Raw genomic sequence first — 26583 nt, 5'->3', positions numbered from 1 at the left:
ATGAACGTATCCGCATCAGCAGTCCACCATGAAACGGAGGAGTTCTCATGAATCCCATTCGCTACGCCAAACGAACCTGCACGGACCAGGAGCACATCAACGCCTTCCTGGCCGCCGCCAGAGTCGGACACCTGGGCCTGACCGACGGGTTGGAGCCGTACGTCGTCCCGCTCAACTTCTGCTGGCTGAACGGCAGCGTCTATTTTCACGGCGCGGAAGCCGGGCGCAAGACGGACATCATGCAAAAAAACAACCGCGTCTGTTTTACGGTCTGCGAAGAATACGGCACGATCGCCGATCCGGTACCGGCCCTGACCGATACTGCCTACATGAGCGTCATCCTGTTCGGCAGCATCGAGCGGGTGGAGGACCCCGAAGAGATGAGAGACGCCCTGCAAGCGATGCTGGACAAGTACGTTCCGAGCTATTACGACCGGCCGCTGCCGGTTTCCCATGTGGTCAAATACCGCTCCTCGATGGGGAGCGCCGCCGCCGTCTTCCGGATCAGGCCGGATCGGCTTACGGCAAAGGCAAACCCGCTGTCGGAAGCGAAGCGTTTCTCTCCCGGGCGCACGCACAAGATGGACGTGTGAACGCCGGGAACGGATTGCGATGCCAGGCGAACCGGCCGTCATGAGGACTGGACGGCTGCACCCCGGCCGTTATGCCGCCCGAACCGGGGACCGGACGGCGGTTACACCGGCCGGGCCGCCTCGGCAGCCCTCGCCTCTGCGAGCGGCATACGGGTTATCCGGTCACTCCAGCGAAAACGGGGCGATCTGCCCGGTGGCGATGGCCAGCCGGTTCCAGCCGTTGATCGTGACAATCGCCATCAAGAGAGCCGTCAGCTCCGCTTCGTCAAAATGAGCGCGCGCCTGTTGGTACACCTCGTCCGGGACTCCCCGTTCGGCAATCAGGGTGACGGCCTCCGTCAGCGCCAGGGCAGCCCGCTCGGCATCCGTGTAGACGGCGGACTCCCTCCAGGCGTTCAGCAGGTACAGCCGCTGTTCCGTTTCCCCTTTGCTTCTCGCCTCTTTGGTGTGCATGTCGAGGCAAAACGCGCAGCCGTTCAACTGGGAAGCGCGAATTTTCACCAGTTCCAGCAGCGTCTCGTCCAGCCCCGATTCCCTGACGTACTTCTCCAGTTGAAACATGGCCTGGAATGCCTGCGGGTTGGCCGCGCGGTAGTTCATTCGTGCTTTCATGTACATCGTCCTTTCCTCATCGCATTGGTCTTTCACTCTCTGAGACGACCAAGGCGACGAGGTTGTGACAAAATCAGGCCGGCCCCGCGCCAAATTGCCAGATCGCGTGGCTCAGGCTGCCCAACTGGAAGCTGAGATGCAGCCGTTCGGCACGGCGTTCATCGTCGGCGGCTCCCATGGCGTAGAGGAGCGGGACAAAGTGTTCGCTGCCGTGCCGGGGGACCGCCCATTCCGCATAAGGAGCCAGCTCCCGGTAGCGGTACAAGGCAGGAAGATCCCAGGCGGTCAGTTTTTCCCGGAGCCATTCTTCAAACAGGACCGCCCACTCGTCCGCCCGCCCCGGCTCTGCCCGCATGTTCATTTTGGCAAAGTTGTGCACCGTACCGCCGCTGCCGATGACCAGAATGTCACGCCGGCGCAGCGGGCTCAGCGCCCTGCCGATGGCGTACTGTTCTTCCGGAGCGAGAGCAGGGTTGACGGAAAGGGGCACCACGGGAATGTCGGCATCCGGGTACATCAGCCGCAGCACCACCCAGGCGCCGTGATCCAAGCCACGCGCCGGATGGAAGCGGACCGGGACGCCCGCCGACCGCAGCAGGGCCGCCGTCTCTTCCGCCAGCAGCCGATCGCCGGGAGCGGGATACTGGATCTCATACAGTTCGCGGGGGAAGCCGCCGAAGTCGTGAATGGTGCCGTACACGTCGGCTGAACCGATTTCCTGAACCGGACTCTCCCAGTGAGCGGACAGAATCACGACGGCCCGGGGACGTTTCAATCGGCCGGCCAAATCCTGCAGCGCGTCCGTGTACTCGTTTTTCTCAATCGCCAGCGTGGGCGCTCCGTGGGCGATAAACAGGGAAGGCATCATGTTTTTTCACTCCGATTTATTTTTGTCAGTAGGTTACTTTTTGTAACTATTATAACAGATCCGGACGTTTTTTGCTATCCCCCGTGTTTCTCCCGTTTCTTCCGCGATGAGAACGGTGCCTGCCGCGCCCTGCACCGGGCAGGATTCGGCCGCAGGGGCCGTCATGAGAAACTGCCGCGTGCAACTGCGGTCAAATCCGCCGGCGTGGCGGCCGCCGTCATCCGTCAGACGCACTTCGCTCGCAACGCAAAAAGGCATGCCGCACAAAAAGCGGCATGCCTTTTTCATTCACGGACAGTCGCTGTGATTACTTCGCTGCTTCAAAGCGCTTGCTTACTTCGTCCCAGTTGACGACGTTCCAGAAAGCGTTGATGTAGTCCGGGCGCTTGTTTTGATACTTCAGGTAGTACGCGTGCTCCCACACGTCCAGACCCAGGATCGGCGTTTTGCCTTCCATGATCGGGCTGTCTTGGTTCGGCGTAGACGTGATGGCCAGCTTGCCGCCGTCCACTACCAGCCAAGCCCAACCGGAACCGAAACGGGTGGTTGCCGCTTTGGTGAACTCGGCCTTGAAGTTGTCAAAGCTGCCGAAAGCCGCGTTGATGGCGTCAGCCAGCGCGCCGGACGGAGCGCCGCCGCCGTTCGGGCTCATGATTTGCCAGAACAGGGTATGGTTGGCATGGCCGCCGCCGTTGTTGCGAACCGCAGTACGGATGGACTCCGGCAGCGCGTCCAGATTGCTGATCAGTTCTTCCACGCTCTTGGATTGCAGGTCGGCGTGACCTTCCAGGGCAGCGTTCAGGTTGTTCACATAGGTAGCATGGTGACGTCCGTGGTGGATCTCCATGGTCTGCGCGTCGATGTGAGGCTCCAGCGCGTTGTACGCGTAAGGCAGTTCAGGAAGTTGGTGTGCCATTCTTCATTCCTCCTCGTAATATGTATGGCTCAAGCTACCACTTATTATAATGCAAGCAGGGCACTTTTACAACAAATCGGTATGCTAAGTATCGTAATCTTGCAGCATATATCATTCATTACTATCTTGCAATGCGGAACCGCCATGCTAGACTTGGAGTATTCCCATATTTCCGACAAGCAGGGTGATTATACGTGGACCTGGACGTAACTACCATATTGTTTCTCGCATTCTTCGGATTCGTGGCCGCCTTCATCGACAGTACGGTGGGGGGCGGAGGGCTGATCTCCCTGCCGGCGCTGCTCGGCCTTGGCATTCCCCCGTATCTGGCGCTGGGGACCAACAAGCTGGCGGGAACCATTTCATCGGCGACCAGCTCCGTGACCTTTATCCGGATGGGCAAATACGACAAAAAGCTGATGGCCCTGCTGTTTCCCGTCTCGCTGGTCGGCGCCTACCTGGGGGCCAAAACGGTCCTGTTTGTCCCGCAGGAAGTGCTGAAAGTGCTGGTCATCGTGATGATGGCCGCCATTTTTGTCTACACGCTCATCAACAAGCGGTTTGGCGAAACGTCCAGCTTTAAAGGACTGACCAAATTTTCGCTGGGGTTGGGGATTCCCCTGACGTTTCTGATCGGCTTTTATGACGGCTTCTTTGGGCCGGGGACCGGTTCGTTTTTCGTCTTCCTGATGGTGCTCTTGTTCGGCTACGACTTTGTGATCGCCGCCGGAAACGGACGCATTCTCAACCTGGCCAGCAACATCGCCGCGCTGTTCGTCTTTATCGTCGAAGGCAAGGTGATTTTCCTCACCGGCCTGACGATGGGGATCGCGATGCTCTTGGGAGCTACCCTGGGCGCGCGGCTGGCGATCAAGACGGGCGTCCGCTACGTCCGCCCGCTGTTTTTGCTGGTGTCCATTAGCCTGATTACCAAAATGATTTACGAGCTGATTTTCACGTAAACACGGGAAGCGGCGTGCCGGCAGAAAACTGGGCCGGGCCCATACAAAAAGCTTGGCGATTCCGCCAAGCTTCTTTCATTTTTGATTCCCTTTTCGCTGCTTCAGGCGCACGATGATGCCGTCGATCAACAGGCCGATCCCCGCGCCGTAAAAAGGGGAAGCGAAGCGAACCCCTTCGCTTACCGGCAGTGCTTTCACATAGACGATGATCACGCCGAGAATAAAACCGATCATCGTGTAGCGCAGACGGGTCGGACCCATTCGCATCCCCACCGCCTTACTTGCCGAATTTGTTGGGCATCTTCATGTTTTTCATGGTGCGGCTCATTTGCTTCAACTGCTTTTGATTCAGATTGACGCCCATCGAGCGGGCCATCGCCTGCAGCTGCTTTTCATCCATCTGCATGTTCTGCAATTGCTTCTTCAGGTAATAAGTGCCGCCGGCGAATCCGCCCACAAGGCCGATAATCAGCGTAACGATCGGGATTACCCAGTTGTACCAAGCCATCTATTCATTACCATCCTCTTTTGGAATTACAGTCGTTCCTATTGTACCACAACTGCCGCCTCTGTACATCGCGGACACGAGGAATTTAGGGAGGTCGCCCTCGGCATGCCGGCGCCGCCCGGCATACGATGATTGCAGGAGGTGACGATCACATGACTCCCATCCTGATCCTGGACCCGGGCCACGGCGGTGTCGATCCCGGCGGCGGCACCAACAAACTGTTTGTCGAGAAGGAGATGACGCTTGCCATCTCCCTGTATCAATACCGCCGGTTCCAGGAGCTGCAGATACCGGTCGCCATCACCCGCACGGACAACGATACCACCCTGTCGAGCGAAGCGCGGACGGCGCTGGTCCGCAACAGCGGCGCCCGCTGCTGCATCTCCAACCACATCAACGCGGGCGGCGGAAGAGGGTCGGAGGTCATATACTCCATCCACGCTTCGGCCTCCCTGCCGCGCCTGATCAAGGACGAACTGGAGGCGGCCGGCATGCCCAACCGGCGAATCTTTACCCGGACGCTGCCCAATAACCCGAACCTCGATTACTACTACATGCACCGGGAGACCGGCAGCGTCGAAACCGTCATCGTGGAGTACGGCTTTGCCGACAATCCGCTGGACGCGGAGAAAATCCAGCTCGACTGGCGCAAGCTGGCGGAAGCGGTCGTCCGTGCCTTTTGCGAATACGCCCAATTGGCGTACCGACCGCCGGCGCCGTCCGCCCCCGGCAGCGGCGAAAACGGCGACATGCCCGAATGGAAGCGGGACGCGATCGACTGGATGTACGAGCAGGGACTGCTTACCACCGAGGACTGGCGGCGTCAGCCGGACCAGCCGCTTCCGCTGTGGGCCGAAGCGGTCGTGCTCAAACGTCTGTACGAAAAATTGCGAACCCCCGGTTGAGGCGGCTTTCCTTGACGGGAAGCGGTCACGAACGGAGGGGATAACGGCCGGTTTTGCCGCCGTGGACATGCGCGTCACCGCGAAGAACGCCATGCAGAAGCGGACCGGTTCCCGCCGGCGCGGACGGCAGGCGCACCGGCTTCACTCCGAAGCGTAACGCGTCAGAGGGGTGTCGCTCAGACCCGAATAATTCTCTCTGGCCGGCACGCTCATCAGGTCGTCTTCGGGAAAGCGGTAGGCGGTCAGCATCCCGCCGAACACGCATCCCTGGTCGATGTTGAGCGTGCCGTTTTTTTGTTCCGGTTGGGGACGGGGGTCGTGCCCCCAGACGATCAGCGGATGGGTCGCTTTTCGTTCCGCCGCCCAATCCCGGCGGATCGGCCGGCCGTCCGCTCCCATGCCGGCCACGTCTCCGTACCGGCAAAAGGTCTGCACGGATGGAGACTCCATCCCGATGTAATCGTCGCGGATGCCGGCGTGAACCGCCACCGCCGCCAGTTTTCCGCCGTATTTGATCATCATGTGCGACGGGGAGGAAAACAGCAGCCGTCTGCTCTGCTCTTTCAGGAGCAGTGTTTGTTTCGCTCCGTGCTCCTGCTCAAAGCGGCGGAACTCCTCCTCCACTTTTTCATCGCCATGCGCCAGCGTAACCAATCGTCCATCCAGCCAGCGGGCAATCTTCCACCCGTGGTTGCTGTCCACCATCTCCGCCACCCCGACTTCGACGTGGCGGATGAAAAACTGCAGCATCTTGATCGAATCCGGCCCGCGACTGGTAATGTCTCCGAGGGAAAGGAGCGTGCGGCCGCGGGGATGGCGGTACGTCCCGTCGTGACTGCGCTCATAGCCGAGCCGCCGCAGCAGCTCCATAAATTCGTCGTAACAGCCGTGCACGTCGCCGATGATGTCGACGCCCCTGTCCGCCGCCAGCATTTTGGAGCGCGCCCGCGGTTTGTGCTTCATGCCCATCCCCTCCTTTCCAAATATCTATTACTTTCTATTGTTTACCATAAAAAAGAAAAAAACTCACCCCTTTTTCCAGGGTGAGCACTGCACGGTCACACGAGGTTGTGTTTATGCACGTAGATGGCGGCTTGCGTCCGGTCCTCCACATCCAGCTTGGCCAAAATGTTGCTGACGTGCGTTTTGACGGTCTTGATGCCGATGATCAGTTCATCGGCGATCTCCTGGTTGGATTTTCCCTGGCCGATCAGCTTCAGCACTTCCAGCTCGCGCGGGGTGAGCTGCTCATGGGGCAGCGGCTCCTGACCGTGGCGAAAGCGGGCCATGATCTTGCCGGCCACGCGGGATTCCAGCACCGGTTCTCCGGCCACGGCGGCACGGATGGCGCGGGCGATTTCGGCGGCGCGCGAGGTCTTCAGCAGGTAGCTGAACGCTCCCGCTTCAATCACCGGGTACACCTTTTCGTCGTCGATAAAGCTGGTCAGCACGATCACCTTGCAGGAGGGGCAATGCTCCCGGATGCGGCGGGTGGCTTCCACGCCGCCGATGCCATCCATGACCAGATCCATCAGGACGACTTCCGGTTTCAGCTCCACCGCCAGCCGTACGCCTTCCTCTCCGCTCGCCGCTTCGGCCACCACCTCAATGTCTTCTTCCGTGGACAGATAGGCGGCCAGGCCCATCCGCACCATCTCGTGATCATCCACCAACAATACGCGAATCACGGATGCTCTCTCCCTTCCCGTTCCGTTTGCGGCATCACCGGGATGCGCACCTCGATTTGCGTCCCTTTTCCCACCGCAGAATAAATGTCAAGCGATCCGCCCAGTTCCGCCACGCGCTCGCGCATGCTCCGAAGACCGTAGGAGGTCAGTTTTTCGCCTTCCGGATCAAACCCGACCCCGTCGTCCGTCACCCGCAGCCGGACCTGTCCCTGCAGCGTAAACAGCTTCACCGCAATCTGGCTGGCGCGGGCGTGGCGCAGCGTGTTGGAAAGGGACTCCTGCAGGATGCGGAACAGGTGATCCTCAATGCCGCTGGGCAGGCCCTCCACGTCTTCGATTTCCCAGGAGATCGCGAGCGCGTTTTTCCGCGCCAGTTCTTCCAGCAGATCGACAATCGCTTCCTTCAGCGTCTTGTTCTGCAGCGTGGCCGGACGGAGATGCAGCAGGAGTGCCCTCATCTCCGCCTGGGCCGCCGCCGCCATCTCCTCCACCAGTTCGATCTGCTGGGCGGCGCGCTGCGGATTTTTCTCCACCAGCCGCTTCAAGGCGGCTGTGGTCATCGCGATGGCAAACAACTGCTGGCTGACGGCATCGTGCAGTTCGCGGGCGAGCCGCTGCCGCTCTTCCGTGACGGCCGCCTGTTTCAACTGCTCCGCCAGCGCGGCGTTGTGATTGGACAGCCGCTGCAGCGACGCCACCTGATCTTCCCACTGCGACGCCAGGCGGTTGAACTGCCAGCCCAGCTCGCCGATCTCGTCCGCGCCCAGATCGGGAACGCGGTAGGACAAGAGGCCGCGGCTCAGATTCATGGTCGCTTCGCCCAGCACGTACAGCCGCTTTTTCAACAGGTTGCCGAAAATGTAGCCGCCGATCACGCCCATGACCGTCCCCACCGCAAGCGAAACGGCGAAGGCGGCCAGCATGATCATCCAATCCGGCTCGGCCGGCAGTTGAATCTGCAGATTGGTGTCAAGCCACCGGCTCAGTTCCGGGTCATCCGCCAGCGTCGAGTAGAGGCGGCGGATCTCCGGATCGTTGGCCCAGGCGATGTGCAGCAAAAGGAAACAGAGGAACGTGGCGGTTACCGTGCCGATGGCCAGCATCAGGCCGAACCGCACGTACTGCCATTGTACGCTCGCTAATCGCTGTCGACGCATCGGTCAGTACCCCCTAGATGTACTTGACTTTTATATCGCCGACAAGCAGCGAGATTTGCAAATGCACTTTTTGAGCGGCCTGCTCGTACTGCTCGGAGCGGACCATCACGCTGCGGCTGATGCCGCCTTGCCGGTGTCCAAACACTTCCAGGTCGCCAATGCTCACCTCGGCGGTAACGGCAACCGGCATGTCGACCGGCACGTATATGGTGACGTCCCCCACCCAGCCGTCGACAGTCAGGAACGCTTCCTCCTGCATCACCATCGCCCGCGACAGGTCGATCACCACATCCCCGATGCCGTGCCAAATGTGCAGTTGATCCAGTTCAAACCTTCCGGACGTGAGATGAAAATCGCCGATCAGCGAACTGCGGGTATCCTTGGGCCGCAGAATGCAGCCGGGGTGAAACGGCGTCTCCACCCGGTCCTCGAAGACAGGCCCGTATCCTTTTTGCTTGGCCCAGCGAGCCGCCTTTTGGTAAAACGGCGCATCGTCCGGCGTGTCCCACTCCGGGGAGAAACCGCCCGAGTCACCGACCGTGTCCGCTCGTCCGTCGCGCGACCGCGAGCGCCCCCGGATCAGGCGGAAGCCAAAATAGATCAACGCCAGAGGGACGACGAAATGGAACAGGTCATGGAATCCCACGCCAAACCACATGTCCAGCGCGATGAGGACGCCAAACCCGGCCAAAAGGCCGCCTCTGATGCGTTTTTGCTTCTCCCACATGCGCACGCCGACGTACACCAACACCATCGGCCACAGGCTGAACAAACTGAACGAAATGATATGCAAGGTGTCGAGCAACAGGCCAATGCCCGTCAAAATGATCAGAACACCAGCCGTCATTTTGTGCAAGCGGGACAGTTTCACAGGAGTCTCCTCTCTTACGCCCCATGCCGCTCATTTTCCTTCCAACCGTTACGGCATGTATAGATAAACGCAGGCGGAATGTTCAACGGCGTGAAACCCGTCTCCACCCGTTGAAACCGCGCCTGCAGCTCCGATTGCAGTTGCAGCGAGTATTGAAACGTGATGAACAGCCCGCCGGGGGCCAGCACGGATTGAATTTGGTCCAGAATGCCGGTGCGCAGCGTTTCCGGAAAGATGGCAAAAGGAAGGCCCGAGATGATTACGTCGGCTTTGCCCAACCTCATTTCCTCCATATACTGGCCAAGCTTCATGGCCTCTTCCCGAATCGGCACCTCGGGAAACCGGTCGCGCAGCACGGCCCGAAACTGGGGATCACGCTCAACCAGAAGATAACGGGCGTCCGGCCGCTTTTTCTGGAGAATGGCCTGGGTAAACACACCCGTGCCCGGCCCCAGTTCAACGATGACGCCAGCGTTTGCCCAATCCACGCGGCTCAGCATGCGCGCGCAGAGAAACCGGGAGCTGGGGATGATGCTGCCGACACGTCCGGGTTCGGCGATAAACCGTCGCAAAAACACCAAGAAGTCTGCCAAAAAAAGAACCTCCTCTAGGGGAAAAGCAGCCTGTTTCCCAGGCTGCCTTTGGTTCTATTCTACATCAAACGCCGCCGTTCCTCTCGCTTACGCCTGTTCCGTTTGCTGCGGCGTTTCCTTCTGTTCAAGCAGGGAGGCTTTGATCTTCGCCAGTTCGGCGTCCAGGTCGTCCTTCTCCCATTTGCTCAGGGAGTGGTCCAAGCCTGCGCTGGTATTGCGCCACTGGCCGCTTAAATCCGCTTCCGCCTCCATGCGCATCACTTTTTCTTCCATCCGGGCAAATCCGCGGCTCGCCGTTTCGCTGCCCATCCCGACGATGGCCTGATTCACCTGCTTCTGCGTCTTGGCTACTTGGGCGCGGGCCATCAGGGTGTATTTTTTCGCCCGCATCTTGTAAAACTCTTCTTTCAGCTCAGCCAGCTTTTCGCGCATCTTTTGCGCCGCTTCCGAAGCGGACTGGTAGAGCGCCTCGTACTCCTGGGCACGCGCTTCGTACTGCTTCTTGTCGGCAAGCGCGCGGCGCGCCAGTTCGTCTTCGCCTTCGGTTAGCGCCAGTTTTACCTGGCGATCCCGTTTTTCCACGAGGGCGAGCGCCTCTTCCCACTGCTGGCGGAATTTCTTCTCCAGCGCCACCTGACGGGCGACGGCCACTTCCACCTGGCCGATCTCCACTTCCATGTCACGCATGTACTGGTTCAGCATTACCACCGGATCTTCCATCGAATCCAGCACGTCGTTCACCGAAGCCACCGTCAAATCACGCAAGCGTTTCAAGATACCCATTGTCACTTGTCCTCCTCATCATATCACATGATCATGGTTGTTTTAACATCCTTGTCCTGCGACCCGGCCATGCCGGCGCGGGGATTACGGCTGCTGCCGCTTGGTTACGCTTTGCTCCCATCGATCCAATGCGTCATTTTCTCGCAGCACGCGCTGTGCCCACTGCCGCTCCCAGACGGTCGGAACCGGGTGATCCGGCACATCCCGTTGGCGAAGCAAGCGGAAGCCCAGGTAAATGACCCCGATGGCCAGCACGGCGTGAAACAGCAGATGCAGCTTGCCGATCAGCATCAGGAACCCGAACAGAAAGATCAGTACGCCGCTAAAACGCGAACCTGAACTTCCCATCACTTTGCGGGCGCCGTACAGCATGATCAGCCCGGGAATCAGCACACCGAGCAGATCGCCGCCGTCAATGCCGATCTGATCCAGCAAGACCAACCCGCCTATGAGCAGCAGGACCAGTCCGAGAAGCACTTTTCCAGACCGCTCGCTCATCAACTGCTACCCTCCCATCGACTTTGTTTGGGTGTCACCCTCATGGCTTTATTGTAGACGGCTGACAGGGCTCGCCATAACGGGCGGGCGGTTGGTTTTTCCCTCCGTCCCGGGGCGGAGACGCCTTCCTTCCGCAATCGGACAAGCATGCACCCGCGCTTTGGCGAATCGTGCGCCGGCATGGTCGACACGAATCGTTTCCGATTTATGACAACATTTTGTGTCAAAATTGTGAACAACCAAGCAAAAAGACAGGAAAAATCGGACACGTGTTGAATTGTGCTGGAGTGCGTGTAAAAAAACATCGAAATTAGCCGAATTCCGCTATGCGGAAACGGGGGACCCACGTTTTTCGGGGTGAATGGCCGCCGCTTGCCGGCCGCCTAGGGCAATCCTTTCGACCGAACCCATCAGCTAACCTCGTAGGCTCAGGAAAGGAGCAGTTTCTCTTGCGCAAAACGGTGGTTACTCTCTTCATCGCCGGGATGCTTGCAATGGGAGCCGGCGCTGCACACGCCCAGGAGGAATCTTCCTTGATGGGTGTCGTCAACGACCTGTACGGCGCTCCTTACAAGTCGTCCGGCACGACCAAAAACGGATTTGACTGCTCCGGTTTTACGCGCTATGTGTTTGACGCGCTGGGTGTAGATCTGCCTCATTCGTCGTCCGCCCAATTCAAGTTGGGAGTACCGGTGTCCCGCAGCGATCTCCAGCCGGGTGACCTGGTCTTTTTCAACACCAACGGGCGCAGCATTTCACACGTGGGCATCTACATCGGAAACGGCATGTTTGTACACGCGGAGAGCGGCAAAGGAGTCGTCAACACGAGGCTGAACGATCCGTATTACTGGGGCAAGCGCTTTGTGGGCGCCAAACGGATTGCCCTGCCTGTGCTTGAGGCCATTGCCGAGGCTCCACAGAAAAAGAAACCGGTACAAGCAGCATCGCTGCCCGATGCGAAGCAGCAGCCGCAGCGGCAGCAAGAACAATCGAAACAACAGCCCCAGACTCCACAACAGCAGCAAACTCAACAGCAGCAGCAATCACAACCGCGGCAGCAGCAGTAATCGACGCACAGCGTACAAGCCAGGGACGACAGGTCTCTGGCTTTTTCTGGATTTGTTTAGCACCTGGTGTCAAGAGGTAGTAACATCCGTTTTTCGACGCTGCCTGGACTGTCCGGCCGGGAAGGACGGGATTATGTCCCCGCGTGCGGGCAAACCGTGATATGATAAAAGGAATAGGACCAGAACACATGTGGTGACTGGGGGAGAGTACCGGTGAAAGACCATGTTTTGATTGTGGACGACAACGAGGAAATACTCGAGCTGCTGGAAGATATTTTGGGAAGCGAAGGATACGACGTTTCCACGGCGCAGAGCAGCGAGCAGGCGCTGGAACTGCTGAAGTCGGGCACCAAGCCCAACCTGATTCTGCTCGACATCATGATGCCCGGCATGAGCGGCTACGAGCTCTGCTCGCAGATTCGCCGCGAGTGGGAGCTGCCCATCCTCTTTCTCAGCGCCAAGGGCAAAGCGGTCGACAAGGTGGTCGGCTTTGAGATCGGCGCCGACGACTACATCACCAAGCCGTTTGACACGGAAGAACTGCTTGCCCGCATCCGCGCCCACCTGCGCCGCTACGAACGCATTCGCCGTCACAGCGAGGAGGCGGCGGAGAAAGAGACCTCGGCATCCTCCATTACCGTCCTGAAGTTCAAGGGGCTGGAAATTCACAAGGAAACGTACTCCGTTTACGTCAACGACCAAAAGATCGATCTGTCCACCAAGGAGTTTCAACTGCTTACCTTTTTGGCCGAAAACGCGGGCATCGTCTTCACGCGGGAGCAGATCTACGACCGCGTCTGGGGATACGGCTACGGCTCGCTCAACACGGTCACCGTGCACATCAAGAACCTGCGCGAAAAATTGGAGACGGATCGCCAGTTCATCAAAACGCAATGGGGGACGGGGTACGTATTCATCGGGGAGAAAGTGTAGATGAGCATCCGGAACAAGCTGTTCCTCTCGTTTATCGCCTTGATCGTACTCAACCTGCTCCTGTTCAAGTTCGTCTTCGAAGACATCATCGTGGAACAGTTGAAGACGGACCGGCACAACCAGTACCGGTACGAGAAGGAAACGGCGGAGAAGGTGCGGGTCAACCAGTTGTTGAACTCCAGCGTGTTCAAGGATCCGACCGAGCGGCGGGAGCTGGAGGCACAGCTTCCGGAAGACCTGATGTACAAAATGGTGGTCACGGACGCTGACGGCAACCCCATTTACATCAAGACGTCACAGGCCTACAACCTGAAAAACCCGCTGAAAACGAGTCCGGCCGATCCGGAGAAAAGCGATCTGAAGGTGGTCGCGGAATACCACTTTCAGCACGAACCCCCGCGGCAGGGGCATACGATCATCTACTTCTACACGGATGAATCGGACATTCTCGCCACCAAAGGCGTCTCGATGATGCTGTGGTTCATCTACGGCAGCATCGCGCTGGTCGGCCTCATCCTGCTCACCTTTTTTGTCCGCTGGATCCTGCGGCCGGTCAGCGAACTGTCCCGCGTGACGCAGGAAATCCGGGAAGGCAAGCGGTACGTCTCGTTTACCTACCGCTCGCACGACGAGTTTGGCCAGTTGTTCGGCTACTTTTCCGACATGGTGGACGAACTCCGGCTTGCCGAGGACCGGCAGTCCGAACTGATCTCGGCCATCGCCCACGACTTCCGCACGCCGCTGACGACCATCAAAGGCTACGCCTCCTACATCGGATCGGGACGCGTCACCGATCTCAAGCGGATCCAGAAGCAGATGCGCAAGATCGAGGAAAAGACGGCCGATCTGGAAAAGCTGCTGGACGAGCTGCAGGATTTCACCCAGCAAAGCACGGAAATCAAGCTGAACATCAGCCGCATCCACGTGAAAAGCTTTGTCAAGGGCGTCATCGAGGACTACCTGGTGCGCATCAAGGAGGCGGGGCTGTCGTTTCAATGGAAGCTGCGCGTCTCCAACGAGCTGCACATCGAGGCGGACGAGGCCAAGCTGCGCCGCGTGCTGGAAAACCTGCTGAACAACGCCATCTACTACAACAAGCCAAACGGGTCCATCCTGCTTACCTGCGATCAGCGGGACGGACACGTGCTCTTTTCCGTGATCGACAAGGGGGAGGGCATCGCGGCGGAGGACCTGCCCAAGGTGTTCACCAAGTTTTACCGCGCAGACAAATCGCGCAACCGGAACAACGGCGGCACCGGCCTCGGCCTGACCATCTGCCAGAGCATCGTCCAGCGCCACGGCGGCGTGATCAACGTAAGCAGCGAGCTGGGCGTGGGAAGCTGCTTCTCCTTTACGATCCCGTTTTTTCAACCATAATTTATTTCAATTTATTGATGGTTAATATTCGCTTTATTTTTTTCTGTTACAGTACTATTTGTAAGCAAGCGTGTTGCTTTCCGTGATAAATAACCCCCAGTTCGGTATCTGACACCAAGCGGCCATGCTTTTGGTGGAAAGATGCCTCTTTTTTTATATCCGCGCCTCCAGCCGCATCATCAACCCGTTTTTCGGACGCAGCGTAACCAGCGGCTCCGGCTCCACCCGCTGTCCCGGTTCGGCCAGCCGCAGGCGGAAGCGCTGGGCGATCGTGGCCAGCAGCAGCGCCGCCTCCATCAGCGCAAAGTTGTTGCCGATGCAGATGCGCGGCCCGCCGCCAAAGGGGAAGTAGGCGAACGCGGGAATCCGCTTCAGCAAATCGCCGCTGAACCGTTCCGGGATGAATTGGTCCGGGTTGTCGAAATAGCGGCGGCTGCGGTGCATCACGTACTGGCTCATCATCAGCGTCTCGCCCGGCTGGTACACGTGCCCCCCGATCTCCACCTCGTCCACCACTTCCCGGTTGATCACCCAGGCCGCGGGATAGAGCCGCAGGGTTTCGCTGATGATCTGATTGGTATATACAAGCCGCGGGACATCCTCTGCCGTCGGCGGCCGTCCGCCCAGCACCTCGTCCAGTTCCGCCCACAGCTTTCGTTCCGCTTCGGGATGGGTGGCCAGCAGGTACCAGATCCACGACATGGTGTTGGCGGTCGTCTCATGGCCGGCGACAAAGATGGTCATCACCTCGTCGCGCACCTGCTCGTCCGTCATACCCCGCCCGTCCTCCTCGTCACGGGCGGCGAGCAGCATGGCCAACAGGTCGTCCCGTCCTTCCTCCCCACTCCTCCGCCGTTCCTCGATGATCGCGTATATGGTTTTGTCCAGCGTCTCCGCCGCCTCCTGAAACTTCCGGTTTTGCGGCGTCGGCACGCCGAGCGGGATGTCGATCATCGCCGAAGCCTTGTTCGACACGTACTGCAGCCCGATTTCGATGGCGCGGCCGATCTTGTCGACGCCCTCCGTCAATCCTTTGCCGAACATCGTCTCGGTGATGATCGCCAGCGTCACTTTCATCATGTCTTCGTGCACGTCACGGATGTCGCCGTCTTTCCACCCGGCCATCATGGCGGTCCCCTGGCGGACCATCGTGTCGGCGTAAGCGGCGATCCGCTCCCGGTGAAAAGCGGGCTGCATCAGCCGGCGCTGCCGCATGTGCTTTTGCCCCTCGCTGGTGAGGATGCCGTCTCCCACCACCGCCCGCGCCACCTGCAGTCCTTTGGCCTTGCGGAAGTGGGCCTGTTTGGTGACCAGCACTTCCTTGATGTGATCGGGATTGGTCAAAAGATACAGGTGCCGTCTGGGGCCGAAGCGAAAATGGACGACATCGCCGTGCTGTTCCGCAGCCCTCTGCAAAAAGCCGAGCGGGTCGCGGCGAAAGGCGAGCAAATGGCCGGATATGGGCAGCCCTCGGGGGGCGGGAATGGTCAGGTTCATCGCGGTCATCCTTTCGTAGGTCTGGTGTCAGTGCGTCGTCTCTAGTATCCATCCGGTCCGGCTCCTTATACCACGCGCTCCATTGGGGCAGCGGCAAAAAAACAAACCGCCTGAATCATCAGGCGGTCTCTCTTCTGTTACGAAAGGGTCGGCTTGTTCACCTGCACCAGCCCGGTGGATACCAGCCGTTCGCGCACCTTGATGCCGATCCAGGCGGCCAGCACGGCCTTGACGACTCCCACCAGCAAAAAGGAAACGCCTCCGCTCATGACTGCGGCGTTCCACGGAATATCCAGCACGTACTTGAGCTGGATCACGCCGCAAACCAGCGTCACGACCATGCCGACGTGATTGGCCACCAGCGCCCAGCCAAAGGAAAAGCGGGTTTTCTCCAGGATCAGGCCGGTAATGTAGGCGGTCAGAATGAAGCCGAAAATGTACCCGCCGGATTTGCCGACCAGCACCTGGAGCCCTCCGTTCGCTCCCGCAAAAACCGGCAGGCCGACTGCGCCCAGAAGCACGTAAATGATCATCGCCAGCGTGCCGTACCGGCTTCCCAGAATGGTGGCGGCCAACCCAACCGCCAGCGTCTGTCCGGTAATCGGAATCAGCGGCAGGGGAATCGTGATTTGCGAAAAGACGGCCGTCACGGCGGCAAAAACAGCGGATAAGAGCAGCCACTTCAATCGTTCGTTTCTCATGTTGACCTCCCGTTTTTGTCAACCAAATGATAAAATACGTTAACACATTAATCATAATGCCTGGCAGAACAAATGTAAATTGCAAAAACGGGAGGCGCGCAGGCACGTCTGCCAAGCGGCACGCCTGCGTCGTCAGGCAGGCGGGTGAAGTCCCGCGCCGGAACACCGGATTGTTCCGGCTATGCGCGGCTGTCGCAGTACGCCTGGAGGTGAACCAGCGAATCGACGGTGTGATCGATCAGGCGCCGCAAGTCCTCAATATTGCCCTCGTCGATCTTGCGGTGAAAATCGAGCGTGATCTGATTGGCAAAGCGCTGCGGCGGCCACTCCGGCCGATGCTCGTCCAAGCGCGCCTTGACCGTCTGCGTGATGTGCGGCCGGTGTCCCCACATCTCGTTGAGAATCGCGGTGATTGCATCCGTCTCCCGCGGCACGTCGCTGATCTCCAGGAAAAAATGGATGCAGATCGTGCAGCCTACATGCTCTATCAGCGGCTTCTCCAGTTGTTCCGCCGCGATGTCGGCCAGCGAAGTGCGCAGTTGGATCTGCGCCGTCACCGCCGTGTCGCTGTCCGCTTTTTCCGCCGGGCGGAATTCGATCTGAAACAGCCGCTCAAACGTAGCCAGGTCCATCACGTCAGAGCGGCCCGTGATGGTGATGGCCCCTTCGAAATCGCGGTCGTACACTGCTCCTTCCAGCACGACCCGGATATTGTCGAACACCAGCGGATGAAACACCTCCGCTCCCCCTTTCCGTCCGAATGGCACACGCTACTAGGATGCCCGTATTTTTTCCGTTTGGCAAGAACCGCTTTGGCTCAAGAAACCACACGCCAGCCATAATTTGGTATATAATTATTGGCAACATCCTGCATTCGGACTGCCTGTCTGCCAAACGATCGCGACATATCCAAACGAGGAGGTTTTCCATGACCGCTGCTGACCACATGCTTGACCGCTACGCCGCCTTGGCTGTGAAAATCGGCGTCAATGTCCAGCCGGGGCAAACCCTGGTCGTCAACGCCCCCCTCTCCACGGCCGAACTGGTCCGCAAAATTGCCAAAACGGCTTACCAGGCCGGAGCCAAACACGTACATACCGACTGGACCGACGATGAACTGACCCGGATCCGATACGATCTCGCCCCGGATGAAGCATTCACGGAATTCCCGATGTGGAAAGCGAAGGCGTACGAGGAGATGGCCGAGAACGGGGCCGCGTTTCTTTTCATAACGGCGACCAACCCCGATCTGCTCAAAGGGGTGAACCCGGAGCGGATCGCCGCCGCCAACAAAGCGGCGGGAACAGCCATGTACACGTTTCGCAGCTACACGATGAACAATCGCGTTAGCTGGTCGGTGATCGCCGCTCCCTCTCCCGCATGGGCAGCCAAGGTCTTCCCGGACCTGCCCGAGAGTGAGCAGTTGAACGCCCTGTGGGACGCCATCTTCCGCGCCACCCGGATCGACGCGGACGACCCGGTGACGGCCTGGCGGAACCATCAAGCCGCACTGAACGAAAAGGTGGCCTACCTGAACGGCAAGCAGTACCGCTGCCTGCACTTCAAAGCGCCCGGCACCGACCTGTCCGTTCAACTGCCGCCCGGCCACCGATGGCTGGGAGGGGGCAGCGTGAACGCAAACGGCACGCCGTTCATGGCCAACATCCCGACGGAAGAAGTCTTCACGGCTCCGCTGAAAGAAGGGGTGAACGGCGTCGTCCGCAGCACGAAGCCGTTGAACCACAACGGCAATCTGATCGAGAACTTTACGCTCCGCTTCGAGCGGGGGCGCATCGTGGAGGTGACGGCGGAGACGGGCTTCGAGGTATTGCAAAAGGTGATCGAAACGGACGAGGGCTCCCGCTACCTGGGGGAAGTGGCCTTGGTTCCGCACCGGTCGCCCATCTCCCAGTCCAACCTGATTTTCTACAACACGCTGTTTGACGAAAATGCCTCCAACCATTTGGCGATCGGGAACGCCTATCCCGTCTGCCTGGAGGACGGGGCGAACCTCTCCCGCGAGGAGTTGGAGCAGCGCGGTCTCAACACCAGCCTCATGCACGTCGATTTCATGATCGGCTCGGCGGAGATGGACATCGACGGAGAGCTGGCCGACGGCACGCGAGAACCCGTCTTCCGCGGCGGAAACTGGGCGTTCTGAGATGCTTCCTGCGGCCTGGCCGACGCCGGGCCGGGAGCAGGCACAAAAAAAGGCCACCCGGCTGCGGCTGTCTCCCCTGCGGTTCTCCGCTTGCGCGGAACCGAAACGGGAGCGGCGGCCGCGGGTGGCCCTCCTCTCCAAACGCATGGATGCTGCTTACCGCTTGCTGTAATAGTACAGGTAGGCATCCTTCGATGCTTTTTCCTGGCAGTCGAAGCACTCTGTCATGTAGGATTCGGCCTGCTCCGTCATCGCTTGGCCGCACGCGGCGCAGCATTTGGCTTCCAGGTTGCGGAAAAAGGTGGCGACTGGCGTCATGATCATAACCTCCCGACGTGTTCGTTGAGGTTATTGTATTATAACAGGAGTTGTTTTATAAAACGTTGTTATAAAACATTGTGGCGCATTTTCGCTCGCTGGCTTCTGTTTTCTGTCCGTTTCTCCCGTTTTCTCTGTATTAATACTTTTTCGATTTTTCCGCTCTGTTTTACAACACCGCAGTGTCCCCGGCGCGGGTTGATCAGATCAGCAGGTGGAACAGCGTCGGGTCCTTGGTCACCTCCACGTAGCGGATGCCGTGCTTCTTCATCCGGTCCACCAGCGGCTGATAGTCCTCCCTGCTCTTCAGCTCGATCCCGACGAGCGCCGGCCCGTTGTCCTTGTTGTTCTTTTTCGTGTACTCGAAACGGGCGATGTCGTCGTGCGGCCCCAGCACTTTGTCGATAAACTCGCGCAGCGCTCCGGCCCGCTGCGGAAAATTGATGATGAAGTAATGCTTCAAGCCTTCATACAGCAGGGAACGCTCCTTGATTTCCTGCATCCGGTCGATGTCGTTGTTGCCCCCGCTGATGATGCAGACGACGTTTTTCCCCGCAATCTGCTCGCGGCAGGCGTCAAGCGCGGCAATCGGCAGGGCCCCGGCCGGTTCGACGACGATGGCGTTCTCGTTGTACAGCTCCAAAATCGTGGTGCACACCTTTCCTTCCGGCACCAGTACGATGTCGTCCACGACCTCTTTGCAGATTTCGCGGGTGAGCTGCCCCACCTGTTTGACCGCCGCCCCGTCCACGAACTTGTCGATCTCCTCCAGCGTCACGACGTCCCCCCGAGCCAGCGCCTCTGTCATCGAGGGAGCGCCGGCCGGTTCCACCCCGATGATGCGGGTGGACGGGCTGACTCCTTTCACGTACGTGCCGACGCCCGCAGCCAGGCCCCCGCCGCCGATGCTCACAAACAGGTAATCGACCGGCTCCTCCACGTCGTTCATGATTTCCGCGCCGACCGTGCCCTGTCCGGCAATCACGAGCGGATCGTCAAACGGATGGACGAACGTCATGTTTTTCTCCAGGCAGTAGGCCATCGCCTCCGCAAACGAGTCGTCAAACGTGTCGCCGACCAGCACCACGTCGACGTATTCGCCTCCGAACAGCTTGACCTGCGACACTTTCTGCCGCGGCGTCGTGGCGGGCATGAAAATCCGGCCGCGGATCTGCAGCAGCCGGCAGGAGTAGGCCACGCCCTGCGCGTGGTTCCCGGCGCTGGCGCAGACCACCCCTCTTTGCCGCTCCTCGGCGGAGAGGTGGCGGATCAGGTTGTAGGCGCCGCGGATTTTGAACGAGCGCACCACCTGCAAATCTTCCCGTTTCAAGTAGACGTTGCAGCCATACCGCTCGGACAGGAGCTTGTTTCGCTGCAGCGGCGTCTTTTCGATCACGTCTTTGAGCACGTGGTTGGCGACGATGATGTCTTCCATGTTGACAGCAGGCATGTCTTCTGCTCCTCCCCTGATGATGATGTCGAATGCGCGGAAAAATGCAAAAAGCCCCCGCCTCCGGCCTTCGGCGCATCGCGCGCACGGCTGGCTGAGGCGAGGGCATCGCGGTACCACTCAGCTTCTCTGCTTTCCTCGCGAAAAACAGACTCGGCGAGTTCCCCCGAGGAGAACTCCCGCCCGGTAACGGGGGCGTGACCGTTGCCCTGTACTCAAATCGGCGGACCCGCTCTTTCCAAGGCACAGCTCCAAGGTGATCTTCAAAACAGGCCAGCGGCTGTCCTTTCAGCACGAGGGACAGCTCTCTGTGCGCCGCTTCTGTTTTTACTCGTCCTTTTCCACGCTGTTCAACCAATAAGAACTATTTAAATTAGTAAGAAATTATAGTGATTTTGGCATGCCTTGTCAATGCTCGGGGCGGTTTGTTCCCCCGCGTGAAATATGAAAAAAGCGGGGATCGCCGTCCCCGCTTGGTTCTTCTGTAAAGTTACACCGCTTCGTAGATCGCTTCGTAGCGCTTGCCGATCTCCTCGTCGCTCAGACCGGCGTCGCGCAGGCGCTTGATCAGCGCCGTTGCCCAGATTTCCGAACGCTGCGCCATCTTGGCGTACTTTTTCGCCTCTTTTTCCTTGCGCTTGGCGCGATCCTCGCCGTTGGACTTGAGGTTGTCGAGGATGAACAGCATGTGCAGGGTCTCGTCCTCGTTCAAACCGGTCCAGTTGTCGTTCAGAAACGCGATCACTTTTTTATAGTACCCGTCAAATTCTTCAAAGGAAATCTCCGTATCCATGTTCAGATATTCCTTCATTTTGTCAAACAGCTCTTGCATCTTCCGTCACAGCTCCCTCGTTTTTCTCTGCCCTATTATAGCAAAAACGGGACAAGGGAGAAAGCCGGCATCATTGTCAGGCTGGTGCTGTCTCATTCGTTCCGCGTGGAAAAAACAGGGCGGAAGAATCCTGCCGGAAAAGCTGGTTTGGAGCGGATTCGTTTTGGCACAGGTCCAAGAAGCGGTATAATAAGAGACAACCACGTTCGAAGGAGATCGGCACGCATGAACAAATCGTATCAGCAGCAGGAAGCCGCCGTTCGCGTCGGCCAGCAGATGACCCTGACGATCAAAAGTCTCGGCATCAACGGCGAAGGCATCGGCTATTACAAGCGGAAAATCGTCTTTGTGGAAAAGGCCTTGCCCGGGGAAGTGGTGCACGCGGAAGTGACAGACGTCAAGGAAACCTACGCCGTCGCCCGGCTGGTGCGCGTGGTGGAGCGTTCCCCCGCGCGGGTCGAGCCCCCCTGTCCGGTCTATGAGGAATGCGGCGGCTGCAGCCTGCAGCACATGGACTACCAGGCCCAATTGGCCAGCAAGCGGGAGCTGGTGATCGAATCGCTGCGCAAGTACGCCCGGCTGGAAAATCCGCCGGTGGCGGAGACGATCGGCATGGAGAACCCCTGGGGCTACCGCAACAAGGCGCAGTTTCAGGTGGGAAGACAGAACGGCCGGCTGGTGGCCGGCCTGTACCAGACGGGCAGCCACCGCCTCGTCGACCTGGAGTCCTGCCGCGTGCAGCACGAGGCGACCAACGAGATCGTCCGCACGGCGCGACAGGTCATGGAGGAGCTGGGCATTCCCGCGTACGACGAGCGAAAACGGACCGGCGTCATCCGCACCATCGTGGCCCGCGCGGCCTTCGCCACGGGCGAGACGCAGCTCACGCTGGTGACGGCCACCGAGGAGATTCCGCGCGTCAAGGAACTGATCCTGGAGCTGCGCACCCGCCTGCCCGGCCTGGTCAGCATCGTGCAAAACGTCAATCGGAAAAAAACGTCGCTGGTCTTCGGCGACACCACCCGTCAGCTCTGGGGAAGACCGTCCATCGCGGAGCAGTTGGGGGAGCTGTCGTTCGACCTGTCGGCCCGCGCCTTTTTCCAACTGAACCCGGAGCAGACGCGCAAGCTGTACGAGGAAGTCAAAAAAGCCGCCGGGCTGACCGGCAGCGAACTGGTGCTGGACCTCTACTGCGGCACGGGGACGATCGCCCTCTGGCTGGCACCCTACGCCCGGGAGGTACGGGGCATCGAGCTGATTCCCGAAGCGGTCGAGGATGCCCGCCGCAACGCCGAGAAAAACGGGGCCGCCAACGCCACCTTCCACGTCGACCGCGCCGAGGTGCTGATGCCGAAGTGGGCCAAGCAGGGCGTAAAACCGGACGTCGTCGTGGTGGACCCGCCCCGCACCGGCCTGGACGACGCCCTGATCCGCTCCCTCTTGGAGGTACAGCCGCAGCGGATCGTCTACGTCTCCTGCAATCCGTCCACCCTGGGCAAAGACGTGGCGAAGCTGCTGGCCCGCTACGAGATTGTCAGCGCCCAGCCGGTGGATATGTTTCCGCATACGAGTCATGTGGAGTGCGTGGCTCTGCTTAAATTGTGGGGGCAGGCATAAGTTCTATGCCTACGTATGTATGGGTTTTTCTGAATGAAACCAGATTGTTAACAGAGCACCAACGTCGTAAATATCAGGAGGCAACAACATGTTGAAAATCATTATTACGAGTATATTTGTTGAAGATCAGGAGAAGGCTTTGAAGTTTTATACAGAAACGCTGGGCTTTGTAAAAAAGCAAGACGTTCCCATGGGGAAATTTAGGTGGATCACGCTTGTATCTCCCGATGAGCAAGACGGTACCGAGCTTTTACTCGAACCGAATGACAATCCTGCCGCCAAAGCGTATCAACAGAAGATATTTGCCGATGGCATCCCGGCAACCATGTTTGGTGTTGCAGATATTCAGAAAGAGTACAAACGATTGTTGGAAAAGGGCGTGAAGTTTACGAAGGAGCCGACAAAAATAGGCGAAGTCACAATAGCTGTCTTCGACGATACATGCGGCAACCTTATTCAACTGATACAGAAGTAACTGTGTTAAACGAACGGGCCACTCCATCGCTGGAGTGGCTTTCACTAGACCCTGTGATTTCTCAAATCAGAAGAGGAAGTTTGGACAGTGTCAAGTATGGACGAAGGGAGAGTGGTCACTTGAAGATCACCGTGAATGAGCAGAACGGTTCCAAAATCGCCGTCATCGAAAGTGAATCCATCCTGATTGAGAACGCACAGGATGCACTGGACCTGCTTGCCAACGTGTGGTACAACAGCGGATGTGACAAGATGGTGCTGCGAAAAGAACATTTCACGGAAGCGTTCTTTGATCTGAAAACCGGACTGGCCGGTGAGATCCTGCAGAAGTTTACCAACTACCGGATGAAAGTCGCGATCGTCGGTGATTTCAGCAGCTACCAAAGCAACAGCCTGAACGCCTTCATGTACGAATCCAATCAGGGAAACATGGTCTTATTCAAGGAGACCGAATCCGACGCCCTGGAGGCACTTCACCAGATATCAGCGTGAATTCCAAGCGAAGGCAGCATTTTAGCTCTTCTTGAACCCAACTGGATAGCGTGACGCTGCTGACACTGAAATAGCGTTGAAACCCCTTGTCTATCAAGGGTTTTCTTCTTTTACGAACGGGCAGAATAGCAATAGAAGCTCCCTGTACCTTTCCACGCCAGATCTGCTTGACAGTCAACGGATGGACAAATTGAAGAGGGGTGTTCCTTGATGACAATTCGTCGGATGAATCCTAAGGTTGATGAATTTATAAGCAAAGCCAAAAAGTGGAAGGAAGAATATGAGAAGTTGAGAAGTATCGTTCTTGACTGTGAACTGACCGAAGAATTTAAGTGGATGCATCCTTGTTACACGTTTGAGAAAAAAAACATCGTTTTAATACATGGATTTAAAGAATATTGTGCGCTTCTGTTTCACAAGGGTGCCTTGTTACAGGATCCCCATGAGATTCTCATCCAACAAACGGAGAATGTACAGGCAGCGCGCCAGATTCGGTTCACCAATGTTCAAGAAATAGTCGAGTTGGAACCCATCTTGAAAGCCTATATTTTTGAAGCCATTGAAGTGGAAAAAGCCGGTTTGAAAGTGAATGTTAAACAGAATGCAGAACTCATCATTCCTGAAGAACTTCAAAAAAAATTTGATGAACTCCCTGCCTTGAAAGCTGCGTTTGAAGCGTTGACGCCGGGACGGCAAAGAGCGTACATTCTTTATTTTTCGAAACCCAAACAATCCAAAACTCGGGAGTCAAGGATTGAAAAATATATGCAGCAAATTCTCAATGGAAAGGGATTAAATGATTAGAAGATTCTCCTTGCACTAACGGGAGCATGTGTAACACAGGCTCCCATTTTTTCGTGTAAAGCAGGGGGTTCCCGCATGGCCAAACGCAAAAAAGGGGCCTACAGCCCCTTTTGTTTGCGTCTCATAATTCGCCGGCCATGTCAGCGCAGCGCGGCCGGGTCCACCTCCGGCACAAGCCCTTCCGCCGCTGCCCGCGTGAGCAGGGCGGTGACCGCCGCGTACCCTTCTTCGCCCAAATCGGCGGTGAACTCGTTCACGTACAGGTTGATGTGCGCTTTCGCTACTTCGGGGTCCATCTCTTGCGCGTGGTGCAGCACGTACTCACGCGACGCCTCCGGGTGGGCCCATGCGTATTCGACCGACGCGCGGGTCCAGCCGGCGATGGCCTTCAGATCGAGCGAACGGCGGGCGATGATCGCCCCCAGCGGAATCGGCAGGCCGGTGTCTTCTTCCCACCAGCTTCCCATGTCGGCCAGCAGGGTAAGTCCGTACGAGGGGTACGTGAAGCGCGCCTCGTGGATGACCAGTCCGGCGTCGATCGAGCCGTCGCGGACCGCCGGCATGATTTCGTGAAAGGGCATCACCACGATGTCGCCAACGCCTCCCGGCACGTTCCGGGCGGCCCACAGGCGGAACAGGAGGTAGGCGGTTGAGCGTTCGCTGGGGACCGCCACCCGACGACCAGTCAAAACCGCCGGATCGTTGCTGCCGGTCTTGGTCAGCACCAGCGGTCCGCAGCCTCTGCCCAACGCCCCTCCGCACGGCAGCAGCGCGTACTCGGAGAGCACCCACGGCAGGGCCGCATACGAGATTTTGAGCACGTCCGGCCCGTTGGGTGCGGCTGCCAGGCCATTGGTAATGTCGATGTCGGCGTACGTGACATCCAGCTTTGGCGCGCCGGGGATCAGGCCGTGTACCCAGGCGTGAAATACAAACGTGTCGTTGGGGCAAGGAGAAAAGGCAATTCTCATCGTAGCACCTCCAGGAATACTGAGCTTGCTGCTTCCAATGCGTTCAGCGCCTCCGCGATGCGCCAGGACGCACGGTCACGCGGTCCGACCGGGTTGGAAACGGCACGGACCTCCAGGACGGGGAGGCCGCATTGACGGGCGGCGACAGCCACGCCATAGCCCTCCATCGCTTCGGCGGCCGCCCCCGGCACCCGCGCGCCCAATTCACGGGCGGTCTCGGCGGTGCCCGTCACAGTCGTTACCGTCAGGACGGGGCCGGTGCTGACGGGCAGCCCGGCATCGCGCAGCGCCTCGGTCACACGGGCCGCCCAACCAGGGTCGACCTGGATGCGGGTGGAACCGAACCCCAGCTCGTCCACGCTCAAGAAACCGTCCGGGGTCTCCGCCCCCAGGTCGGCGGCGATGATCTCGTTCGCCACCACCAGGGAGCCCACTTCCGCCTGCCCCGTAAAACCGCCGCCGATGCCGGCAGACACGACCAGGTCGTACTCGGCAGCGGCCAAGGCCCGCGCCGTACTGGCTGCCGCCGCCGCCACGCCGACGCCCCCCGCCAGCACGTCAAACCGGCTGTCGCCGCGCAGTCCACGCAAGACCGCGTCTCTCTCTGCCGGAACAGCGGTCATCACGAGCACGCGCATGACCGCTTTCCGCCGTTCGGGGCTGATGCCGTCGGGCGATCCCGTTTGCGGATCCATCTTCATCTCTCTGATCTCTCCTCATTCATTGTCCGTATGGCCTTCCAACCGGCTGCACGTTCACACTCTTCCTCAACGTTATCGCTATCTGGTCTTCCTGTAAAGTTGTTTGCGGAAAAACGATGTGCTCGACCAGCGGAACCGTCACCCCCAACAAGCGCTTCCAGGGATCATTTGCCGAACAAGGAAAGTGGCGGCATGGGTCACATGACCCATCTTTTCCGTTTTTCCCAGACCGCA

Annotated in this window: 32 protein-coding genes, 1 riboswitch and 1 other annotated feature; of the genes, 12 read left to right on the top strand and 20 right to left on the bottom strand. The window is 58.7% G+C overall.

Features of this window, described 5'->3' with window-relative positions; genetic code table 11:
- The first annotated feature begins 47 nt into the window (after positions 1-47).
- Positions 48-593, top strand: coding sequence for a pyridoxamine 5'-phosphate oxidase family protein (locus tag FOI68_RS13455; protein WP_143863475.1), 546 nt, complete (start codon positions 48-50; stop codon positions 591-593).
- A gap of 162 nt (positions 594-755) precedes the next feature.
- Here FOI68_RS13455 and FOI68_RS13450 read toward each other — a convergent pair whose 3' ends face one another.
- From FOI68_RS13450 to FOI68_RS13440, 3 genes are all read right to left on the bottom strand, one after another.
- Positions 756-1205: a carboxymuconolactone decarboxylase family protein gene (locus tag FOI68_RS13450; RefSeq protein ID WP_176703333.1), complete on the bottom strand. Its 450-nt coding sequence runs from the start codon at positions 1203-1205 to the stop codon at positions 756-758.
- Between the two features lie 73 nt (positions 1206-1278).
- Positions 1279-2073: a dioxygenase family protein gene (locus FOI68_RS13445; protein WP_143863474.1), complete on the bottom strand. Its 795-nt coding sequence runs from the start codon at positions 2071-2073 to the stop codon at positions 1279-1281.
- 307 nt (positions 2074-2380) lie between these two features.
- Positions 2381-2989, bottom strand: coding sequence for a superoxide dismutase (locus FOI68_RS13440; RefSeq protein ID WP_029100620.1), 609 nt, complete (start codon positions 2987-2989; stop codon positions 2381-2383).
- A gap of 194 nt (positions 2990-3183) precedes the next feature.
- Between FOI68_RS13440 and FOI68_RS13435 the strand changes: the two genes are divergently transcribed.
- Positions 3184-3951 (top strand): TSUP family transporter, encoded by a 768-nt coding sequence (locus tag FOI68_RS13435; RefSeq protein ID WP_143863473.1) that lies wholly within the window; start codon positions 3184-3186, stop codon positions 3949-3951.
- A 75-nt stretch (positions 3952-4026) separates the two neighbouring features.
- Here the strand turns inward: FOI68_RS13435 and FOI68_RS13430 are convergent, their stop codons facing one another.
- On the bottom strand, positions 4027-4212 hold the full coding sequence (locus tag FOI68_RS13430; RefSeq protein WP_065067789.1) for a hypothetical protein: 186 nt from the start codon (positions 4210-4212) through the stop codon (positions 4027-4029).
- Positions 4213-4228: 16 nt separating this feature from the next.
- Entirely contained in the window at positions 4229-4459 is a 231-nt protein-coding gene (locus FOI68_RS13425) for a YneF family protein (RefSeq protein WP_029100623.1), read from the bottom strand.
- Positions 4460-4611: 152 nt separating this feature from the next.
- Here FOI68_RS13425 and FOI68_RS13420 point away from each other — a divergent pair, with 152 nt between their 5' ends.
- Positions 4612-5364: an N-acetylmuramoyl-L-alanine amidase gene (locus tag FOI68_RS13420; RefSeq protein ID WP_143863472.1), complete on the top strand. Its 753-nt coding sequence runs from the start codon at positions 4612-4614 to the stop codon at positions 5362-5364.
- A 141-nt stretch (positions 5365-5505) separates the two neighbouring features.
- On the opposite strand, the gene prpE is transcribed toward FOI68_RS13420, so the two are convergent.
- The 7 genes from prpE to FOI68_RS13385 form a co-directional block, all read right to left on the bottom strand.
- Complete coding sequence (gene prpE / locus FOI68_RS13415; protein ID WP_044900386.1) at positions 5506-6327, bottom strand: bis(5'-nucleosyl)-tetraphosphatase PrpE; 822 nt, start codon at positions 6325-6327, stop codon at positions 5506-5508.
- Positions 6328-6422: 95 nt separating this feature from the next.
- Complete coding sequence (locus FOI68_RS13410) at positions 6423-7052, bottom strand: response regulator (RefSeq protein ID WP_143863471.1); 630 nt, start codon at positions 7050-7052, stop codon at positions 6423-6425.
- Positions 7049-8209, bottom strand: coding sequence for a sensor histidine kinase (locus tag FOI68_RS13405; RefSeq protein WP_044900387.1), 1161 nt, complete (start codon positions 8207-8209; stop codon positions 7049-7051). Before FOI68_RS13405 ends, FOI68_RS13410 begins: the two co-directional genes overlap by 4 nt.
- A 13-nt stretch (positions 8210-8222) precedes the next feature.
- Complete coding sequence (liaF, locus tag FOI68_RS13400; protein ID WP_143863470.1) at positions 8223-9080, bottom strand: cell wall-active antibiotics response protein LiaF; 858 nt, start codon at positions 9078-9080, stop codon at positions 8223-8225.
- Between the two features lie 14 nt (positions 9081-9094).
- On the bottom strand, positions 9095-9673 hold the full coding sequence (locus tag FOI68_RS13395) for a class I SAM-dependent methyltransferase (RefSeq protein ID WP_035298541.1): 579 nt from the start codon (positions 9671-9673) through the stop codon (positions 9095-9097).
- An 87-nt stretch (positions 9674-9760) separates the two neighbouring features.
- Entirely contained in the window at positions 9761-10456 is a 696-nt protein-coding gene (locus FOI68_RS13390) for a PspA/IM30 family protein (protein ID WP_044900390.1), read from the bottom strand.
- 84 nt (positions 10457-10540) lie between these two features.
- Entirely contained in the window at positions 10541-10954 is a 414-nt protein-coding gene (locus FOI68_RS13385) for a LiaF transmembrane domain-containing protein (protein ID WP_143863469.1), read from the bottom strand.
- A gap of 302 nt (positions 10955-11256) precedes the next feature.
- Positions 11257-11398: riboswitch (cyclic di-AMP (ydaO/yuaA leader) on the top strand.
- A 5-nt stretch (positions 11399-11403) separates the two neighbouring features.
- Between FOI68_RS13385 and FOI68_RS13380 the strand changes: the two genes are divergently transcribed.
- The 3 genes from FOI68_RS13380 (at position 11404) to FOI68_RS13370 (ending at position 14331) form a co-directional block, all read left to right on the top strand.
- On the top strand, positions 11404-12021 hold the full coding sequence (locus FOI68_RS13380) for a C40 family peptidase (protein WP_143863468.1): 618 nt from the start codon (positions 11404-11406) through the stop codon (positions 12019-12021).
- 213 nt (positions 12022-12234) lie between these two features.
- Positions 12235-12954, top strand: coding sequence for a response regulator transcription factor (locus FOI68_RS13375; RefSeq protein WP_029100632.1), 720 nt, complete (start codon positions 12235-12237; stop codon positions 12952-12954).
- A complete protein-coding gene (locus tag FOI68_RS13370) occupies positions 12955-14331 on the top strand; it encodes a sensor histidine kinase (protein ID WP_035298547.1) in 1377 nt (458 codons plus the stop codon). It begins immediately after the preceding gene.
- A gap of 153 nt (positions 14332-14484) precedes the next feature.
- On the opposite strand, the gene FOI68_RS13365 is transcribed toward FOI68_RS13370, so the two are convergent.
- From FOI68_RS13365 to FOI68_RS13355, 3 genes are all read right to left on the bottom strand, one after another.
- Entirely contained in the window at positions 14485-15828 is a 1344-nt protein-coding gene (locus FOI68_RS13365) for a cytochrome P450 (protein WP_143863467.1), read from the bottom strand.
- A gap of 137 nt (positions 15829-15965) precedes the next feature.
- Positions 15966-16529: a biotin transporter BioY gene (locus FOI68_RS13360; protein WP_143863466.1), complete on the bottom strand. Its 564-nt coding sequence runs from the start codon at positions 16527-16529 to the stop codon at positions 15966-15968.
- Between the two features lie 179 nt (positions 16530-16708).
- Positions 16709-17266: a hypothetical protein gene (locus FOI68_RS13355; protein ID WP_143863465.1), complete on the bottom strand. Its 558-nt coding sequence runs from the start codon at positions 17264-17266 to the stop codon at positions 16709-16711.
- 191 nt (positions 17267-17457) lie between these two features.
- On the opposite strand from FOI68_RS13355, the gene FOI68_RS13350 reads away from it, so the two are divergent.
- On the top strand, positions 17458-18690 hold the full coding sequence (locus FOI68_RS13350) for an aminopeptidase (RefSeq protein WP_143863464.1): 1233 nt from the start codon (positions 17458-17460) through the stop codon (positions 18688-18690).
- A gap of 1 nt (position 18691) precedes the next feature.
- Positions 18692-18862 (top strand): hypothetical protein, encoded by a 171-nt coding sequence (locus FOI68_RS23485; RefSeq protein WP_185973945.1) that lies wholly within the window; start codon positions 18692-18694, stop codon positions 18860-18862.
- Here the strand turns inward: FOI68_RS23485 and yhfH are convergent.
- The 3 genes from yhfH to FOI68_RS13335 form a co-directional block, all read right to left on the bottom strand.
- On the bottom strand, positions 18847-19008 hold the full coding sequence (yhfH, locus tag FOI68_RS13345) for a protein YhfH (RefSeq protein ID WP_081656617.1): 162 nt from the start codon (positions 19006-19008) through the stop codon (positions 18847-18849). The genes FOI68_RS23485 and yhfH overlap by 16 nt on opposite strands.
- 202 nt (positions 19009-19210) lie before the next feature.
- Positions 19211-20458: a threonine ammonia-lyase IlvA gene (gene ilvA / locus FOI68_RS13340; RefSeq protein WP_143863463.1), complete on the bottom strand. Its 1248-nt coding sequence runs from the start codon at positions 20456-20458 to the stop codon at positions 19211-19213.
- 92 nt (positions 20459-20550) lie between these two features.
- Positions 20551-20811 (bottom strand) — a binding site (T-box leader).
- A 137-nt stretch (positions 20812-20948) separates the two neighbouring features.
- A complete protein-coding gene (locus FOI68_RS13335) occupies positions 20949-21290 on the bottom strand; it encodes a hypothetical protein (protein ID WP_029100641.1) in 342 nt (113 codons plus the stop codon).
- 225 nt (positions 21291-21515) lie between these two features.
- On the opposite strand from FOI68_RS13335, the gene rlmD reads away from it, so the two are divergent.
- From rlmD to FOI68_RS13315, 4 genes are all read left to right on the top strand, one after another.
- On the top strand, positions 21516-22907 hold the full coding sequence (gene rlmD / locus FOI68_RS13330) for a 23S rRNA (uracil(1939)-C(5))-methyltransferase RlmD (RefSeq protein WP_143863462.1): 1392 nt from the start codon (positions 21516-21518) through the stop codon (positions 22905-22907).
- A 91-nt stretch (positions 22908-22998) separates the two neighbouring features.
- Positions 22999-23382 (top strand): VOC family protein, encoded by a 384-nt coding sequence (locus FOI68_RS13325; RefSeq protein ID WP_029100643.1) that lies wholly within the window; start codon positions 22999-23001, stop codon positions 23380-23382.
- A 119-nt stretch (positions 23383-23501) separates the two neighbouring features.
- Complete coding sequence (locus tag FOI68_RS13320) at positions 23502-23873, top strand: DUF4180 domain-containing protein (RefSeq protein WP_044900332.1); 372 nt, start codon at positions 23502-23504, stop codon at positions 23871-23873.
- Positions 23874-24083: 210 nt separating this feature from the next.
- Positions 24084-24677, top strand: a complete 594-nt coding sequence (locus tag FOI68_RS13315) for a YdeI/OmpD-associated family protein (RefSeq protein ID WP_143863461.1) — start codon at positions 24084-24086, stop codon at positions 24675-24677.
- Between the two features lie 140 nt (positions 24678-24817).
- Here the strand turns inward: FOI68_RS13315 and FOI68_RS13310 are convergent, their stop codons facing one another.
- Both FOI68_RS13310 and FOI68_RS13305 read right to left on the bottom strand, forming a co-directional pair.
- Positions 24818-25648, bottom strand: a complete 831-nt coding sequence (locus FOI68_RS13310; protein ID WP_035299106.1) for a 1,4-dihydroxy-6-naphtoate synthase — start codon at positions 25646-25648, stop codon at positions 24818-24820.
- Positions 25645-26343 (bottom strand): futalosine hydrolase, encoded by a 699-nt coding sequence (locus tag FOI68_RS13305; protein WP_221935121.1) that lies wholly within the window; start codon positions 26341-26343, stop codon positions 25645-25647. The genes FOI68_RS13310 and FOI68_RS13305 overlap by 4 nt, the downstream gene beginning before the upstream one ends.
- Positions 26344-26583 lie beyond the last annotated feature (240 nt).

It is taken from the genome of Brevibacillus sp. LEMMJ03 (assembly GCF_007197875.1).
Taxonomy (GTDB): domain Bacteria; phylum Bacillota; class Bacilli; order Brevibacillales; family Brevibacillaceae; genus Brevibacillus; species Brevibacillus thermoruber.
This window is presented reverse-complemented; position numbering and strand designations above follow the sequence as displayed.

Coding starts and splice junctions, on each gene's coding strand:
- FOI68_RS13455 (WP_143863475.1), top strand. CDS start 48: ATGAATCCCATTCGCTACGCCAAACGAACCTGCACGGACCAGGAGCAC.
- FOI68_RS13450 (WP_176703333.1), bottom strand. CDS start 1,205: ATGAAAGCACGAATGAACTACCGCGCGGCCAACCCGCAGGCATTCCAG.
- FOI68_RS13445 (WP_143863474.1), bottom strand. CDS start 2,073: ATGATGCCTTCCCTGTTTATCGCCCACGGAGCGCCCACGCTGGCGATT.
- FOI68_RS13440 (WP_029100620.1), bottom strand. CDS start 2,989: ATGGCACACCAACTTCCTGAACTGCCTTACGCGTACAACGCGCTGGAG.
- FOI68_RS13430 (WP_065067789.1), bottom strand. CDS start 4,212: ATGGGTCCGACCCGTCTGCGCTACACGATGATCGGTTTTATTCTCGGC.
- FOI68_RS13425 (WP_029100623.1), bottom strand. CDS start 4,459: ATGGCTTGGTACAACTGGGTAATCCCGATCGTTACGCTGATTATCGGC.
- FOI68_RS13420 (WP_143863472.1), top strand. CDS start 4,612: ATGACTCCCATCCTGATCCTGGACCCGGGCCACGGCGGTGTCGATCCC.
- prpE (WP_044900386.1), bottom strand. CDS start 6,327: ATGAAGCACAAACCGCGGGCGCGCTCCAAAATGCTGGCGGCGGACAGG.
- FOI68_RS13405 (WP_044900387.1), bottom strand. CDS start 8,209: ATGCGTCGACAGCGATTAGCGAGCGTACAATGGCAGTACGTGCGGTTC.
- FOI68_RS13390 (WP_044900390.1), bottom strand. CDS start 10,456: ATGGGTATCTTGAAACGCTTGCGTGATTTGACGGTGGCTTCGGTGAAC.
- FOI68_RS13385 (WP_143863469.1), bottom strand. CDS start 10,954: ATGAGCGAGCGGTCTGGAAAAGTGCTTCTCGGACTGGTCCTGCTGCTC.
- FOI68_RS13370 (WP_035298547.1), top strand. CDS start 12,955: ATGAGCATCCGGAACAAGCTGTTCCTCTCGTTTATCGCCTTGATCGTA.
- FOI68_RS13365 (WP_143863467.1), bottom strand. CDS start 15,828: ATGAACCTGACCATTCCCGCCCCCCGAGGGCTGCCCATATCCGGCCAT.
- FOI68_RS13360 (WP_143863466.1), bottom strand. CDS start 16,529: ATGAGAAACGAACGATTGAAGTGGCTGCTCTTATCCGCTGTTTTTGCC.
- FOI68_RS13350 (WP_143863464.1), top strand. CDS start 17,458: ATGACCGCTGCTGACCACATGCTTGACCGCTACGCCGCCTTGGCTGTG.
- FOI68_RS23485 (WP_185973945.1), top strand. CDS start 18,692: ATGCTTCCTGCGGCCTGGCCGACGCCGGGCCGGGAGCAGGCACAAAAA.
- yhfH (WP_081656617.1), bottom strand. CDS start 19,008: ATGACGCCAGTCGCCACCTTTTTCCGCAACCTGGAAGCCAAATGCTGC.
- ilvA (WP_143863463.1), bottom strand. CDS start 20,458: ATGCCTGCTGTCAACATGGAAGACATCATCGTCGCCAACCACGTGCTC.
- FOI68_RS13335 (WP_029100641.1), bottom strand. CDS start 21,290: ATGCAAGAGCTGTTTGACAAAATGAAGGAATATCTGAACATGGATACG.
- rlmD (WP_143863462.1), top strand. CDS start 21,516: ATGAACAAATCGTATCAGCAGCAGGAAGCCGCCGTTCGCGTCGGCCAG.
- FOI68_RS13315 (WP_143863461.1), top strand. CDS start 24,084: ATGACAATTCGTCGGATGAATCCTAAGGTTGATGAATTTATAAGCAAA.
- FOI68_RS13310 (WP_035299106.1), bottom strand. CDS start 25,648: ATGAGAATTGCCTTTTCTCCTTGCCCCAACGACACGTTTGTATTTCAC.
- FOI68_RS13305 (WP_221935121.1), bottom strand. CDS start 26,343: ATGGATCCGCAAACGGGATCGCCCGACGGCATCAGCCCCGAACGGCGG.